Source organism: Paenibacillus sp. DMB5 (assembly GCF_001517085.1).
Lineage (GTDB): Bacteria > Bacillota > Bacilli > Paenibacillales > Paenibacillaceae > Paenibacillus_AQ.
In genome coordinates this window covers 1-14,599 of record NZ_LRAC01000087.1, presented here as the reverse complement: position 1 = coordinate 14,599, position 14,599 = coordinate 1, and the positions used below count along the sequence as shown (strand labels likewise).

Sequence of the window (14,599 nt, the reverse complement as noted above, 5' to 3'; positions counted from 1 at the left end):
TTGCCCACCGATGCCATCCGCGATAAAGTGCCGCTCTCCTGCTTGCAGTGCCTCCTGGACATCCTTAACCGTCATGGGCCTGTTCAGCTGCTTACTCACGGGCCCGCCTCCTCTTGTTGTACTCATAGATGGGTATGGGCTTCTTAGCATTAGCCGGCGCCGGGTTCGCTGCTCGGAATGCTTCCAGCTCCTCCGGAGAGAGGCGGGAGAACTTGATTTCTCCCTGCCCTCCAGCTGCCCGCTCTATTTCCGGGTCTTTATTTGCGAAGTGCCAGTTATTCATGATGACTACCATTATTCAAGATTGCTTCCATCAGGTCATTTGTGGCGACACGCAATTCAGATTGATAGTAGCGTACTTTCTCCTCATGTTTTTCCTTGAACTCTTCCAGCTCCCGTTCCAGATCAGCAATCCGCTCAGCCTGCATATTGATGATATCGGAGCTGCCGTCTGTATCCGTTACTGCCTGCAGGTATGAGTTGTACCATTCGTCCCGCTCCCGGCTGACTTGTCCCAGCTGCAGCAGAGTGGACTTATATGCCTGCAGTACATCATCCAAGATGCTATCAGCGTCGATTGTAAGAGGTATGGAGCCCGGGCAGCTCCGCTGGAACAATACCCGATCACCAGGCGATAATATGAGTTCTGTGCCATCCAGGAGCGGGAATACATCCTCCGGGCAGCAGGCGTAAGCATCAATGCTCTGAATCCATTTCCAGAGGTCAGCGGCGAGCTTATCGTTTTGACCTGCCGTCTCTTCAGCGTACCGTAGCAGTGCCGGGCGGGCAGCTGCGTCCTTATCAGGCTGGAGTACGAAATAAGCCCCCTCTGCCTCTTTGCTGGTCTCCCGGTTGATTACAATGTATTTGTTATAGAGTCCTTTGTCTTGATCGCTCATTACTCCGAATCCTCCTCTAAGTTCCAATTCACATACGTAGTGATAATTTTTGTGCGGGACTCCTCAAGCTCGATGCCGCACATCGGACAGAATCTCATTTCTGCCAAGTATCCACGGCGATGCTTGGCCCTCCTAACCTCAGCTCCATCTTTGACAGGTTTGGCCACTTCAACGGAAACAGAAGCTTTCACTAAGGCACCCGCCTTTTTCCCGTAATCCCCATATACGCTGGAATACATTTCCCCGACTTTCTTGAGGCATTCGCAAGCCATTAGGACATCACCGCCCCTAAGAATCTGGTTTTGCCGCTATCCCGATGAACAATTACAATGCCTTTCGGGCTGACCCGCTCCACAAGCCAATTGCTCGGGTTTAGCTTTTTGGCTGCCATTGCTTCCTTTTGCCGGCGCGTCGGCCGTTTGGTCTTCTTCATGGGTTATCGTTCCTCCTGTCATTTAATCGCCAGAGGTGCAGGACGTGGAACTGATCCAGCTCCCGCGTCCATTTATCTGCTGGCTTGTCTTTAAGCCGGTCATATATGTCTCTGTAATCTATGATTTGGCACGGTGGATGCTCTTCCTCAAAGAAAAAGAACATCACGCCCCGCTTCTGATACTGGATCTGTGATTTGACGATAAGTGAATCTTCCGTATCTCATTCTCTCGATCAGCTGCAGCCTGCGCCTGTGACTTCAACGCTTCCCGTCGATAGCGGGCACCCCATCCATCATTCTGCAGGGGGAGCTCATCTGTAATTTCTAAAAACCTTGGCGAAAATGGAGAAGTGACACAGGCCGGGTCAAAATCAATTACTGAAATTCCCTTGTGGTTAATCCGGCGTGTTACCGGCTTGTTCTCGTAGCACCAAAGAGTTGTTTCCCCATCAGATACAGAAACATGTTGAACTACAACCATCTTGTCTGTACTGCTGCCGGTAGTAACCCTGCAGACCAATCCGCGCCTGAATTGAGCAGTCTCTGCGAAAAAGAAGAACATTACAATTCCACCGCTTTAGCGCCTACTGCTTCCCGGAGCCTCGTTACACTCCGTTCGACCGAATCCACCGCATATTGAATTTCCTTGCTCACTGCACTGGACAGGACCATTTCCTCCAGCTCGTCAACCCATTTATCACTAAACCATCCGTGGCAGCCCACTTGATCGGCCAATTTCCGCAACCGATCATAGACTGCTTGAGTCTGGTCAAAGCGTTCATGCTTCCGACGAATCTCAGATGCTTCCTTTTCCAACTCATCCAGCCGGGCAGCAATTTTATGTTTATAGGTTTCTGATAAATGATGGCGGTTAGCCTTATCCTTGATATATGCCTCAATCTGCTCCCGTTGATCCGAGAAGAACGGATGTCGATCATTATCCAGCCTGTTCATGATGATGTACATGAGCATATTGGCTGGAATCTCAACAAGCCTGTACACAGCCTTACGCTTCGTTTGCAGCGTCTCTTTGTCCGGATTGTAGTAGATTAGCCCGACCTGCTCAGGAAGTTCCTCCGGCTTAATTAGCCCTGCAGGACAGACAAATGAAAACTCATGGCATAGTGGCAGGTAACCCATCCACTTATCATCACGTAGAAAGTCGCTTCGACTTACCTTGACCTCATATCCGGACAGGAGCGGCTTTGACCAGCTCTTGCGAATCGCCAGGCCATCAAGCTTAAGGTGATGCCGGACGGACTGTGTAGGCCCGTCCTTTACCTCTGTCATGAAAAAATCATCCTTATGTCGGTCTGCCAATGCCTTCTTGATTAAATCAGCCCTTACGGGTGTGGATTTTGCCATACTGTTCACCCTTTCAGATTGCTTTATCAAATATGCGTTTCATGAGCGTTTCCGCCGCTGGGAAATAGTTGTCCCGCTCCAGGATGGAACGATCGTACCGGGCGAATACCCGGCTGTACTGGCTGTCCTCCGCTATACAAAGGTCAGCCAAGCAGGAAGCCGTCAGAACGTAGTAATGGCTTATCTGTCCTGTATGGGTCTGATAGGAGTGGTACTGCCTTTGCAGCAGTACCTCCTCACCTACCAGCTCCTCGATGACAGACGGCCCGGGACCATCCGTGCTAAAGAAGAAAAACATTGGCCTATTCTTTCCTGGACAGCAGTTGCACTGACTTCTGCAGGCGATCCACCAGTTCCGATAGTGAAGCAATGCATTTGTCGGCATCTTCTTCACTTTTGCTGCGCAAGGTAGCAACTGAATTCATTGCTGCGGTAAAGGCGCTCCCTACACTTTTGACGTGTACCTTAAACATGGCAATTTCTTCAGCTGCCGGACCATTCTTTTTCCGGAGCAGCTCCAACTCCTCAAGCACTTCCGGCGGGGTAACAAATTCGGTTACGGTTGCTGTGGCCACTTCTACCGGCTTCGCCTTCAGGGCTTCTTCCAGCTCCTTTATACGCCGTTGAGATTCGATCAGCTGTTCATCGGATTTGCTCAGGCTGGCACGAAGCTGTTCTGCCGCTTCTTCTGCTGCGGCTGCTGCTCCATCATCGCCGGCAGCGGAAGCGGCTTGTGCGGCATCCAGCTGTTCCTGCAGGCGCTCCACAATGGCAGCATGGTCTGCTTGCTGCTTCTCCAGCTTCTCCCTGGCCTTGCGCTCTTTCTCAGCTGCCTTCTCCGCTTTCTCCTTGGCCTTTTCTGCAGCTTCCCGCTCCGCTATGGCCTGTTTCCGTTCCTTGACTGCTTCCTGCAGTTCCCGGGTAGACATGTCCTCAACGTTGTTTTCAACAGCGAATGCTTCCCGCTCCTCTGCCGGAATACCGAGCAGGGCCACCGCTTGCGTATAGGTCAAACTGCCAAGCGCTTGGGAATTAGTGTTATCCCCGAACAGCGTCAGCTGATCTGTCCCGTATTCTTCGAAGATCCGCATGAGGTTGTTCGCGGTGCTCTGGCTGTAATCCACTGTGTCGGCCAGCCAGTTACCCCACTCGCCATGCTGCATCATAGATTTCGCTTCAACCAGCCGGCGGCCGATCTCTACACTGGCCTGTAACATAATGCGTTGGGTCTGTTCCTTAATGCTGTTGATCTCTACTGCGATAACTTCAACGGTACGAATGGATAATTGCGTCATACTGCTACCCCCTGAGGTTTATTGGATTTTCTATCCTTTTTCTTGCCTTTAACGAGCTTGTCAGCTTTGAATGCATCTATGAGTTCAATCAAATCTCCGCTTGTCCGAAGATTCTTGTAACCATAAACCTGCCTTACCTGACCATCCTTTATTTCCATCGTAAAGAACGGTGTATCTGGATCGGCATATTTGCGAATCATCATAATGCTCGTTTCGCCGGCAGCGTGGCTTTTCGCATAACTCCCAACACAATGGCGCAGGATCTTCCCCTCTTCAGTGATTTCCTTTCCGGATTGCGCTGGACGGATAATGTAATCTCTCCATGCAAAACGGTATATCTCCAGCTCTTTCGCACGATTTGCGATTCGCTGCTTTTCAATCTCCGACATATGGATTTTAACTTGAGATGAAGTGCTCTCATGAGCAGCAGCAAGATCGTACGGGAAAATGATCTCCTCTAGTTTTAGATCAAGGTTGAGCATCCTGCATTCGTCAATGTAATCTTTCCACATCATCACAACACTGGTTCCATCACTAAAAACACGTTTGTTCTTTTTCAACTGCTTCTGAATGTATCTAGCACAGAACCGAACGTTTTGATATTTGAACATGGGTTTCATTTGGTTAAAATACGGCCGTATACTTGATGCAATGCGCTTCAGCTCTTCAAAATCAGGCCGATTGCTATCATTCAACGTTAGCTGATAGAGCCTTAACGTGAGCGCCCCTATATCATCGCGCTCCAGGATAGTAGGCTTACTGCTCATGAACTGCTTCATATCCCTTTTCGGGAGTCGCAGAACCTCGGCAATGGTCTTACCACTCCACTTAATGGCATCATAAGTGCGCATATCATAAAGCTTCGCCCAGACAAAATATTCATATTTCAGCTTTGTGAGGTATTCAATGCAGGGGTATTTAGAATACAGACCGAAGAACTTTGTCATATCTGAGTCGCTGCCATCCCAATAATTCTCCCAGGTACTGTACTGCATTGGTGTTCCTTTAATCGCCGCCTTAATGCTGTCCAGTGAGCAGTAACATGGAACACCGTTTTTGTATAACGGATACTCCGAGGCGATCTTATCCCGCTTAAACCACTTTGTATCACTGTAATATCCGGTATAGTACATGGTGCTTTCACCGTTCATTTTGAACACATAGCTGCAGGATGCTTTGTAATGAGTCTTAACATCCTTGAAGTCACCTGCATAATCCCGCCTAACATAAAACCCAACCGCAGTCATTACCTGAGGATCAATGATAGATTTCTCGTAAAAAACAACATAGGCCTTGTCCTGCATATATTTGCGGCCAACATGACTTTTCTTTACGATGCATTGGGAGTTGCAATGAGGGCAAAAAGCAATGTGAGAATGCTTCAATGGTTCCTCCGGTCGATGCTGCTGATTGCAATGAGTGCAATATGCAAACTGAACACGCATGACGGTTTTGGTAAACAAATAGCGGCTTTTGAGCAAAACATGATTTTCCACATAATCAGTCATTTCCTTGCTGATCGGCCCAAAATGAGCCTGGTGCGCATGAAATTCAGTGTTCATCTCGCTCCCCCTCTACAGACCGCCAAGCAGATCATCGAGCCCCAGGTCGAACGCTGGCGGCCCTGCAGCCGGAGTAACCGGTGGTACCGGCGCTGCCGTAACAGGCGCGGGTGCTGCTGAAGCAGGAACTGCCATATTGCCGTCAAAACCGTAATACTTCAGTGCGATGGCATACCCATCTTCATCCGACAACATACCCATACCTTCAAATTTGGTCTTCATCGCTTCAGACTTCATAGCAGACAGGGCTCCGGCGATGGTTTTACCATCTGTGAGCACCTTTTCAGCGGCCGCAGGATTGACCTGCAGGACCTTCAGCACATGCTCCCCTACCACTTTCACATAAGGGTGTTTCGAAGCTTCCATTTCCTTCTGCAGCTTGTCTATTGCTTGTTGCATACCTGCTACCTCCCATATCCACGGCTCTACCGTGTGTAAATTTAGACGGGCACCGCATATGCGGCACTCGCGGATCATTGTGTGATCTAAAATCAATAGCTTCCCGGCAGCCTCGCCGCAGCAGAAGCAATATCCGGGGATCTCCCGTAATGGTATGAGTGCTGTAACTTCGAAACACTTTGGACATTTATCGACCGGCTTCATAGCCTTCTTGTCACGCTGCGGCCTGCCTTCCCAGCCACATGAGCAGCGGTGCATCCCTGGTGATCTCAGAAGGTAGCTCATCGGCCGCCTGCCTCCTTAATGCGGATCTTCTCAGCCTTTATTTCAGCTGCTCTCCGCATCATGGCCGCATATTCGCTTTCGGTCGGGGTGCCATCAGTTCCGTTGTCCTGGGTGATCGGGATTTCCTGCTTCTGATGGCCGTATCCCCGGCCCCCGCCCGCGCCGCCGGAACCCTTATTCCCCGTTGCTGCCTTCTTCGACTCTTTCATTGCTAGGAGTAATTTCGGGTACTTTTCCCGGAACGTCTCTCCGCTGAGCACGTTTCGCTTCCAAAACGAGTCCTGAACCACCCAATCCATGACATCAGCGATTTGCTGAATGTCGCTCTGTTTGTCCAGTTCAACCAACTTTCGGAAATCGTCCGCCCAGCTCTGCAGATTCGCCCGAGGCACCAATGTTTCCACGCCTTCGGCTTTGGCCAGCTTGTCGAGACGTTCCTTGAATCCTGTGGCCATCCGAAAATACAAGCTATCGGCCGCATATTCGGGCTTTTTCCGCCCTTTCGGCCCTTTTTCACCCGGGTTTTTCGGTTTTTCGGACTCTTTCGGCGCTTTTGGCTTTTCGGCGGTCGGTTCGGATTTCAGATCTGGTTCTTGTTTTGGCTCTGTTTTTGAGTTTTGGTCTGCATGACCGTTTATCTTTAAATCTTTATTTAGTTCTAAATCTTTATCTATATCTAAATCTTTATCTATAGAGAGGACTTCTTTTGGAACTCCTTCGGATGTCCCGGGATTGTCCGTAGGATGTCCGCCGGACTTCCCTCGGACATCCGAAAGACCTTCTTTCTTTTGACGCTTCTTTTCCCGGGCTTCCGCCTTGCGTTCAGCATCCTTTTTCTTGGACTCAATGATCTGTCCACCGATCCTGAACCAGTTGGCAATCTCGCGCCCTGACTGGGTTTCGATGACATAACCGGCATCTACAAGCGCCCTCATAAGCACCTGGGGTTCGCCCTCAAAACTCACCGCATCAGCGATATCAATATCCTGATATTTGGAGATATCCCCGTCCTGTGCCCAGTCCAGCACCCACCACCATAGCATGTGTAATGTGCCTACTGCAGCGGGGGTACTCAGCCCTGTCGAACGGCAAAACCGTCGTGTGATGGGGTCACGATCTGTCGCTTGATAGCTCTTGATCCATAACCTTGGGGCTTCTGTTGACTCACTCAATTGCTATTCACCGCCTCCTGCATGGACAATGTAAGGACAGGCTGCGGACATCCGCGCGTTGTCCCGTTGTTATCCGATGGACGTCCGCTGGACGTCCATCGGACACACTGCATGCCCTTATTGCCAATATTGCCGGCCTTCTCCGGCCGTGTAGTAAAGGTAAAGCTCTGCCTGCTTCCGGGCCTTCCAGTCGCGGCCCTCCGTTGTCTCGTCTGCCCAGTGATGGCAGCTGCCGTTATCATTACGCGGCCCGCACAGGATGACGATATTCCACGGCGCTCTGCCTGTCCCATATTGGGAAGCATTGAGCATGTGACACCGTTCAAAACGAAACCTCGGTACGCTGCAGCCGCAATGCTCACAGACCGTATATCCCGCTTCACCGGCCCGGCGGTAAACTTCCTTATCAACCTTTGCGGTGATAGCCGTCTCCTGGCCCCGCTTACGCTTGCCGCGCTTGTGCTCCGGCTTTGGAACCGGATGGTAGCCAAACACTCCGTTATCCATGCGTCACACCTCCTGTTTGCATATCAATACGAACGCGCATCCGGAGTTCGTAAATCTTCTCTTTGACTGATTCTCTTTCATTACGCCAGAACATCTTCTGTTCATAGGCATCAGCTTCCAAGTTTCGGAGTTCCATTACGGCCAGCTCTGCAGTCAGTATCCTGTCTCCCTTTTTGGCTTGTGATTTGGCCAAAGTGAAAGTGTTCTGCCGAAGGGTATAGAGCTTTTCATAATCTCCGTCCATCTGAGCTGAGATACGGCCCATAAGGTCGTATGCCGCTGTCAGCAGCCGGACAATCTCAACCATTGCACCAGGCGCATCCTCATCGTATGCCCTTGCCTGATCACGTAGTTTGTTACTCTGTTCGATATGCCAATCCAGCTCTTCATGAGTCATAGGCGTTGCACCGATGCCGGATGTATCTTATATAGGGCGTCCTTTGCTCTCTCTATCTGAGCGTCGATTTCTACAGACCGGCTACCGTGCTGCTTAATATAGTCCGCCTGCTGGGGATACAGGGACCGCAGCTGCAGACGCAGCTTGTGCCGTTTCTCCCAGAGAGTCGGGGCTAATTTCTTCCGTGGCATTGCCATCCCCCTTAATCAATGGTAATCTGGTCTTAATTGTGATTTTCCAGCTTAATGACGGCTGTCCGGCTCCTACCCCGGGCGGCCGTTTTCCGTCTGCCTGGTAAAGCAGCTCCTGATAATTGCGGTAACCCTTGTCTGCATTGGCAGCTGCCTGGGTTAACCCTTCAGCTTGAGCTTGGTCACGCAGCGTAAGAAAAAATGCACAGACATTACGGATCATGTTTTTAGTCAGCTTCAAACTTCTTCCTCCTTCATAGGTTTTATGGACCTTGATGTCGAATATTGGTAATGGCCTCGTCGTATCAAGGCGGAACCCTCCGGGCAGAAGGGAGTGATGCGTCTTCTTCTTTTTCTTCTTTTTTGAAGACGATTTTTCCAAACGGTTAACGGCCACTATGGAAAATCGCGGAATTGACGCTCGTTTGCTTTCCCTAATTGCCGGCGTTTCACCCTCCACGGTGGAACGCTGGATCGAAGGAAAGTTTAAACCTAGATATAAGAACCTTGTACGCATAGCGGACGCACTAAATATCTCTACCGATTACCTGACAGACAGAACCTAATTTAATGGCCCGGAGGGTTCTGCCTTGATACGACTTTAGATTTGTTGGTGTCTACCTCCTTTCTGAAGGACTTATCTGGTCTTTAGGACTCAGAATTTGCTTAAATTCAAGCTATTCGTCCTTTTCCTTTTGAATTCTCTTTAAGTAATCTGTTTTTCGCGATGCTGGACGCTGCTTTTTCGAGAAGCTCCCTTGGGAATATTCCGGTGTCGATGGTTACCTTCTCCTGCTTTACTGAGTTGACTAGCATCATTCTCCCTCCGTTCAATATTCACAAATTCAATTGAGATCCCCAGAGCATCAAAAACCTCATTTATAATGCTCTCGTGCCAGCGTCTCTTTCCCTTGAGAAGATCGCTAATGTACTGATAACTCCTTCCAGTCCTCCGTGCAAGATCCGAACGAGTCGTATCCGTTGCACTCATGGCTTTTGTCACTGCCTCTGTAAAATTCATCAATGTTGCTCACCTCCATGAATAAATAATAAGCATAATGCGTATAATAGTAAAACGGATTAAGCCAGCAAAATGCTGATAAAATAAACATTATGCTTATTAATGCGCTTAATAGCTCTGTTTTCCTCTATATATAAGCATAATGCTTATTGCAAGTGTAAGCAGAGAGTGGTATAGTTTATACAGCAAAATGCTTAAAGAAAAGGAGAATGTTGAAATGGAAGGAAGTCCAAATAGACTAAAGGAACTAAGAAAGGAGCGAGGTAAAAGCGGTATTGAGATCGCCAAAACTCTTGGCATATCGCCGCAATACTACTATGACATTGAAAAGGGTGAACGGCGCTTAACAACTGAAATTGCGGGGAAATTAGTTCCTATATTGAATGCAACTGTAGATTATATAATTGGCATTTCAGATGTTAATCAAATGGAAGACGAAGAACAAATAAAAGACCCCGATCCTCATGAAGAATCGGAGTTGGCTGACATACCTATTGAAAGATTAAATCAGTTCAATTTGACATACAAAGGAAAAACTCTTAGTAAAGATGAAGCCGATGATATTATTGAGCTACTGGAGGCTGCTCTGAAGCGCTGGAAGAAATAATTAATTCCAAAGCTTCCTCGACTTGATTAGTATCTACACCCTTATTTTTTAATATCTCTATGTACCTCTCTAGGTCTAAATCCATATGCAACATCCTTTCTGTCTGATAGAGTAGCCGAAGTTTATAGAATGAGTATAGCACAAAAATGCGAACAGTATACGAACGCCATGTAAAAAATGTTTGAAAAAGGATGATGAAACGCTTGGCATACTCCCGTGGGAGATGTCAGCTGCAATATTGGCTTGATCAGAGAGGATATACTCAAGCACAATTTGCCCAACTAATAGGTTGGTCTGAGCGCATGGTATCCTTTTGGTGTAAAAACCAGCGATTAATGAGCGTTGATGCAATGTATAACGCATCACGAATTCTCAAAATTAAAATGGAGGATTTATATCGCTGGGATCTGATTGTCCAATAACAGCAGACTATAAGGGCAGCTTACCAGCTGCACTCCCCCGCAGAGTTAAGAACGTATACGTACTTTTCTGTTCGCATCTTAATCATAGATCAGCATAAACAATATTCCTGTCACTTAATGTCGCAACTTAATTACCGTTTACATAGTGAAAGTGGTTTTCAATCTTCAATTATGTGTCTCTTTCTTCGAGATACTTCAACACTCTTCCCTTTTCGTCCTTTGTCGAAAAATACTCGCTTACTAATATCGTCATAATTATCTATTCGATTTGTATTGGTGACATTTGATTTGCTGAGTGAAATAAAGCCCTCTGAAGAAAGCATTAAAGAAAAATCCTTAAGTGTTATTACTGGTCTATATACTTGATCGCGTGTATGTAATAACACCTTATTCCCATAAGACTCAACATATAGCGTTTCTGCGGAATCAATCGACGTAACCTTTCCAGTATTAATGTTAACAACGTTAATTTTCATAAGTTCACCTCACAGTTATACTGTCCAAAAATCAAGAACAATCAGGAGGAAAAATTATGAAGGCTGCAATTTATATTCGTGTTAGCACTGAAAGACAATCAGAGGAAGGGTATTCAATGGAGGCGCAGCATGATTTATTAATGGATCTCCTCAACCGCAAAGGAATGGAGTTATACCGTGTATATTCCGATCCGGGTATCAGTGGTAAGACAATGAGCAAACGCCCAGGAATGCAGCAGCTGCTTACTGATCTGAGAGCCGGAAAGTTCGAAGCTATTATGGTCCATAAGCTTGACAGATTGAGCCGAAATCTCGGTGATTTGTATGATTTTATAGCCCTGGTGAATAAACTTAACACCCGCTTGGTCATTGCTTCACTTGGATCTGAGGAGATTGACACTATTTCCCCTATGGGAAAAGCCTTTCTCTACTTCAATGGGATCTTTGCAGAAATTTACTCCGATAATTTACGAGAAGAGACATTAAAAGGGCTAACAAAAAAAATGAGCAACGGCGGTTTACATATGTCAGTTGCCCCGTTAGGCTATGAATTTGAAATTGATGATCAGGGAAGATATAAATTGGATTCTGACGGAAATAAAATATTATCTATCGTCAGCCACGAGGCCGCTTTGGTACGCGAAGTTTTTGAACTGTATTTACAGGGAAAAGGAGTCGTTTGGATCGCCAAACATATGAATGGACATAGCAGAGGGAAGAAAGGCGGTGTTTGGGATAGTAAGTATGTGAAAATTGTTCTGGTTAATCGAACATACAGAGGACAAAATCATTTCAAACCAGCCGATTGGGATGAATCGCGAAGAATAATTACAGAAGGAGCGCATGTGGGAATCATTTCACCTGAAGACTTTGACAATGTCCAGAAAATGATGATTCGCAAATCAAAAGGGCAAATGAGTAAGAGCAGCTATGATTATCCTTATGGCGGGATAGTACGTTGTGAAAAGTGCGGAGCCACTTACATCGGAAATTCCTCGAAACAGAAACTGAAGGATGGAAGCTTTCGGCTTTACAAAAGTTATAGATGCAGAAATGCCTACAGTAACAACACTTGTGATGCGCCCTCTATTTCGGAGAAAGCTTTGAATCAAGAGCTGTTTAAATCTCTCCGGGTTACCAGCGAGAAAGTGCAGGAAAAACGGAGTAACAATTCCGGCAAGATGGATAGAAAAAAACTCCAAAAAGAGATTGATCTCAGTAACCGGAGACGTAAAAACTGGATGATGGCATTAGGGGACGGTAAATTGGAACCTTCAGATTACGCTTCTCTCATGGATGAAGAAGAGGCTCGTATTTCTAAACTGACTGAAGAGTTTCAGGAAGAATCCCTATATGTAAACGAACACTCTGAAGAAGAAATCAAAGATATGATGGTAAATCTAAAGGATAATTGGGACCTCATAGAGGCAGATATCCAAAAACAGTTGATACAATCCATGTTCCGCAAAATAACAATAAAAAAAGAATCAAACGGATGGGAGATTGTTGATGTCCTCACCGTTTGACTCTTTCCCTCAAAACTTTAAGTACAAAAATGGAGCCGAGGGGAGTCGAACCCCTGTCCGAAGATAACGGCACATAAGTTTCTACGAGTGTAGTCACAGTTTTGATGTCACCCGAGTATCGCCCCGTAACCGGCTATACGTTGGGTCAGCCTGATTATCTTCTTCTGCTGACCCCAGGCGGAGACCAGACAGCGTATCCCACTACTTGTTAGCCCCTATCCCTGTCACATGGGCGATGCAGGGTAGAAGCACGCACACAGGTTATTAAGCTGCGAAAGCGTAAGTTTGTTGTTGTTTGCCGTTTAATAGGCTTTAGCGTTGATGAAGCGGACGCGTCCCCACTACTCGCTGCTCATGCTCGAACTACCCCCGTCGAATCCAAGAACGGCCCCTCATTAAAAAGGGCGCTTCGGATCAAGCGGATCTTCTAAGCAAGAGAGATCCAATCTGCAGCCTCTAACCTGAGGACTGCCACGAAGCAAAAATCTTACTTACACAGTATAGCACATTTATCAACACTTTAACACGTGGGTTAAAGGAATTGAAGGAGCAATCTGGAATTCCGGCTTCCCGTAACACGTTAGCAGCTTATCTGGCGATTTTCTGCTTCTCACGCAGCGCGCGCTGGATATCGCGTTGAGCGTCCTTTTTGGCGGCAGAGTCGCGTTTGTCGTATTGCTTCTTACCTTTACCGAGGCCGATCAGCAGCTTGGCATAGCCGTTACGCACATAGATCTTCAGCGGCACTATCGAGTAGCCATCCTGTTTGGATAAGCCCAGCAGCTTATGAATCTGCACCTTGTGCATCAGCAGCTTGCGCGTACGCGTGGGATCGTCAGGATTGGAACGGTTACCCTGCTCAAAAGGGCTGATATGCATGTTGTGGATATGAATCTCACCATTACGGATGGTAGCGAACGCATCACCAATGTTAGCGCGGCCATTACGCAGCGACTTGATCTCTGTACCGGTTAGCACCATACCCGCTTCAAAAGTGTCCTCGATAAAATAATCATGGGAAGCTTTTTTGTTCTGGGCGAGCACTTTCCCGTCTGCTTTTTTACCCATGAAAGTCACTCCTTGAATCGATTTCCCCGCAGGAAGCGGAGTTAGTGTCAGATCTATATTGTATCAAAATGGATCCGGTGAACGCAAGGAAGCACGTCTATTGGCATTGCATGACATCGACTTACCCGCCGATCTCCATTTTGACAACTATATGTCAGGTAGTAGATAAAGCGATATGACACAAGTCAATATCGTCCTCCATACACGGTCATTTCTGCATAGTTGTACTTCTTAAGAGGACTCCGTTTCATAATGTTATTACCCATTATGTAGGAGAGATAGACCCTAACAGCTATAAGGTTGATTATCCAGCAGAAAAAACATATGTCCAGCGATCATTGTTTAGTATTCGACTGGATTAATCGTAACGCTAATATTTAGCCCAATTGGGTACATGTAACGGACTCAGTGGACCTTATTGGGTGATATTCCTGCAGTTTGATATTCTAACGGACACAGATAACACTATTTATGCCGGATCGCGGTAATGGTCACACTTTGGTGACAGATAAGGTCACTGGAGTCCGCAACATGCTGCAGGTGAGTAATATGCAGAGAATAACGGCATCTGAGTCCGTTAGAATCATTGTGATGTAAGCTCGGCATAATTATTGCACCAGATAATTCAGGAAGGCTAACCACAGAAAGTGTGTACAGATTAAGACACCCGCAGACAACAGGGGTATGCAAAAAAAGCGCTCCAAGCAGCCATATAAGCGGCTTGGAGCGCCCCTCAGTCTCAGTCTATTCCTGAGACTTCTTCTTCTTTTTCTTGCGGCGCACGGCGTTCTCCGCGTTGCCGCTGCCCTGGCCGCCCGGCGTGACAGCCGGGCTGGTGAACACGCCGCCTTTCTTCTTGCGGCGGCCCTTGTCCTTGCCGCTGCTGCCGCGGCTTTCAACCCCGCGATCCTCCCGGCTCGTGAACCGGGTGTTCGCGTCAACCCCGCGCAGCTCGCCGCTGCCCGCGCCGTCTC

General features: G+C 47.5%; 18 protein-coding genes and 1 other RNA gene. 3 read left to right on the top strand and 16 right to left on the bottom strand.

Going from position 1 to position 14,599, the window contains the following annotated elements; all coding sequences use genetic code 11:
* Positions 1-275 precede the first annotated feature (275 nt).
* The 12 genes from AWJ19_RS35725 to AWJ19_RS35715 form a co-directional block, all read right to left on the bottom strand.
* On the bottom strand, positions 276-899 hold the full coding sequence (locus tag AWJ19_RS35725) for a hypothetical protein (protein ID WP_068722800.1): 624 nt from the start codon (positions 897-899) through the stop codon (positions 276-278).
* A 271-nt stretch (positions 900-1,170) separates the two neighbouring features.
* A complete protein-coding gene (locus AWJ19_RS35720) occupies positions 1,171-1,332 on the bottom strand; it encodes a hypothetical protein (protein WP_198536521.1) in 162 nt (53 codons plus the stop codon).
* Positions 1,333-1,893: 561 nt separating this feature from the next.
* A complete protein-coding gene (locus AWJ19_RS08260; RefSeq protein ID WP_128083539.1) occupies positions 1,894-2,622 on the bottom strand; it encodes a hypothetical protein in 729 nt (242 codons plus the stop codon).
* Between the two features lie 88 nt (positions 2,623-2,710).
* Positions 2,711-2,995 carry a hypothetical protein gene (locus AWJ19_RS08255; RefSeq protein ID WP_068722795.1) on the bottom strand — a complete coding sequence of 95 codons (285 nt, stop codon included), beginning with the start codon at positions 2,993-2,995 and terminating at the stop codon, positions 2,711-2,713.
* Positions 2,996-2,999: 4 nt separating this feature from the next.
* On the bottom strand, positions 3,000-3,992 hold the full coding sequence (locus AWJ19_RS08250; protein ID WP_068722793.1) for a DUF3102 domain-containing protein: 993 nt from the start codon (positions 3,990-3,992) through the stop codon (positions 3,000-3,002).
* Complete coding sequence (locus AWJ19_RS08245; protein WP_068722792.1) at positions 3,989-5,554, bottom strand: PcfJ domain-containing protein; 1,566 nt, start codon at positions 5,552-5,554, stop codon at positions 3,989-3,991. The genes AWJ19_RS08250 and AWJ19_RS08245 overlap by 4 nt, the downstream gene beginning before the upstream one ends.
* 12 nt (positions 5,555-5,566) lie before the next feature.
* Positions 5,567-5,953: a hypothetical protein gene (locus AWJ19_RS08240; protein WP_068722790.1), complete on the bottom strand. Its 387-nt coding sequence runs from the start codon at positions 5,951-5,953 to the stop codon at positions 5,567-5,569.
* A gap of 281 nt (positions 5,954-6,234) precedes the next feature.
* Positions 6,235-7,410, bottom strand: a complete 1,176-nt coding sequence (locus AWJ19_RS08235; RefSeq protein WP_068722787.1) for a hypothetical protein — start codon at positions 7,408-7,410, stop codon at positions 6,235-6,237.
* Between the two features lie 117 nt (positions 7,411-7,527).
* Entirely contained in the window at positions 7,528-7,917 is a 390-nt protein-coding gene (locus AWJ19_RS08230; protein ID WP_068722785.1) for a hypothetical protein, read from the bottom strand.
* Positions 7,910-8,314 (bottom strand): hypothetical protein, encoded by a 405-nt coding sequence (locus AWJ19_RS08225; RefSeq protein ID WP_068722783.1) that lies wholly within the window; start codon positions 8,312-8,314, stop codon positions 7,910-7,912. Before AWJ19_RS08225 ends, AWJ19_RS08230 begins: the two co-directional genes overlap by 8 nt.
* A 93-nt stretch (positions 8,315-8,407) precedes the next feature.
* Positions 8,408-8,746, bottom strand: coding sequence for a hypothetical protein (locus tag AWJ19_RS08220; protein ID WP_068722781.1), 339 nt, complete (start codon positions 8,744-8,746; stop codon positions 8,408-8,410).
* Between the two features lie 465 nt (positions 8,747-9,211).
* A complete protein-coding gene (locus AWJ19_RS35715) occupies positions 9,212-9,529 on the bottom strand; it encodes a helix-turn-helix transcriptional regulator (protein ID WP_198536520.1) in 318 nt (105 codons plus the stop codon).
* A gap of 214 nt (positions 9,530-9,743) precedes the next feature.
* On the opposite strand from AWJ19_RS35715, the gene AWJ19_RS08210 reads away from it, so the two are divergent.
* Positions 9,744-10,133, top strand: coding sequence for a helix-turn-helix domain-containing protein (locus AWJ19_RS08210; RefSeq protein WP_068722777.1), 390 nt, complete (start codon positions 9,744-9,746; stop codon positions 10,131-10,133).
* 191 nt (positions 10,134-10,324) lie between these two features.
* Complete coding sequence (locus AWJ19_RS33920; protein WP_347231091.1) at positions 10,325-10,555, top strand: helix-turn-helix transcriptional regulator; 231 nt, start codon at positions 10,325-10,327, stop codon at positions 10,553-10,555.
* A gap of 158 nt (positions 10,556-10,713) precedes the next feature.
* Here the strand turns inward: AWJ19_RS33920 and AWJ19_RS08205 are convergent, their stop codons facing one another.
* Positions 10,714-11,031 (bottom strand): LytTR family DNA-binding domain-containing protein, encoded by a 318-nt coding sequence (locus AWJ19_RS08205; RefSeq protein ID WP_068722775.1) that lies wholly within the window; start codon positions 11,029-11,031, stop codon positions 10,714-10,716.
* 56 nt (positions 11,032-11,087) lie between these two features.
* Here AWJ19_RS08205 and AWJ19_RS08200 point away from each other — a divergent pair, with 56 nt between their 5' ends.
* Positions 11,088-12,557 carry a recombinase family protein gene (locus AWJ19_RS08200; RefSeq protein ID WP_068722772.1) on the top strand — a complete coding sequence of 490 codons (1,470 nt, stop codon included), beginning with the start codon at positions 11,088-11,090 and terminating at the stop codon, positions 12,555-12,557.
* Between the two features lie 27 nt (positions 12,558-12,584).
* Here the strand turns inward: AWJ19_RS08200 and ssrA are convergent.
* The 3 genes from ssrA to AWJ19_RS35140 all read right to left on the bottom strand — a co-directional run.
* Positions 12,585-12,949: a transfer-messenger RNA gene (gene ssrA / locus AWJ19_RS08195) on the bottom strand.
* 196 nt (positions 12,950-13,145) lie between these two features.
* Complete coding sequence (smpB, locus tag AWJ19_RS08190; protein ID WP_039869079.1) at positions 13,146-13,625, bottom strand: SsrA-binding protein SmpB; 480 nt, start codon at positions 13,623-13,625, stop codon at positions 13,146-13,148.
* A gap of 744 nt (positions 13,626-14,369) precedes the next feature.
* The coding region (locus AWJ19_RS35140; RefSeq protein WP_157889963.1) for a hypothetical protein at positions 14,370-14,599 on the bottom strand (230 nt) is incomplete at its 5' end.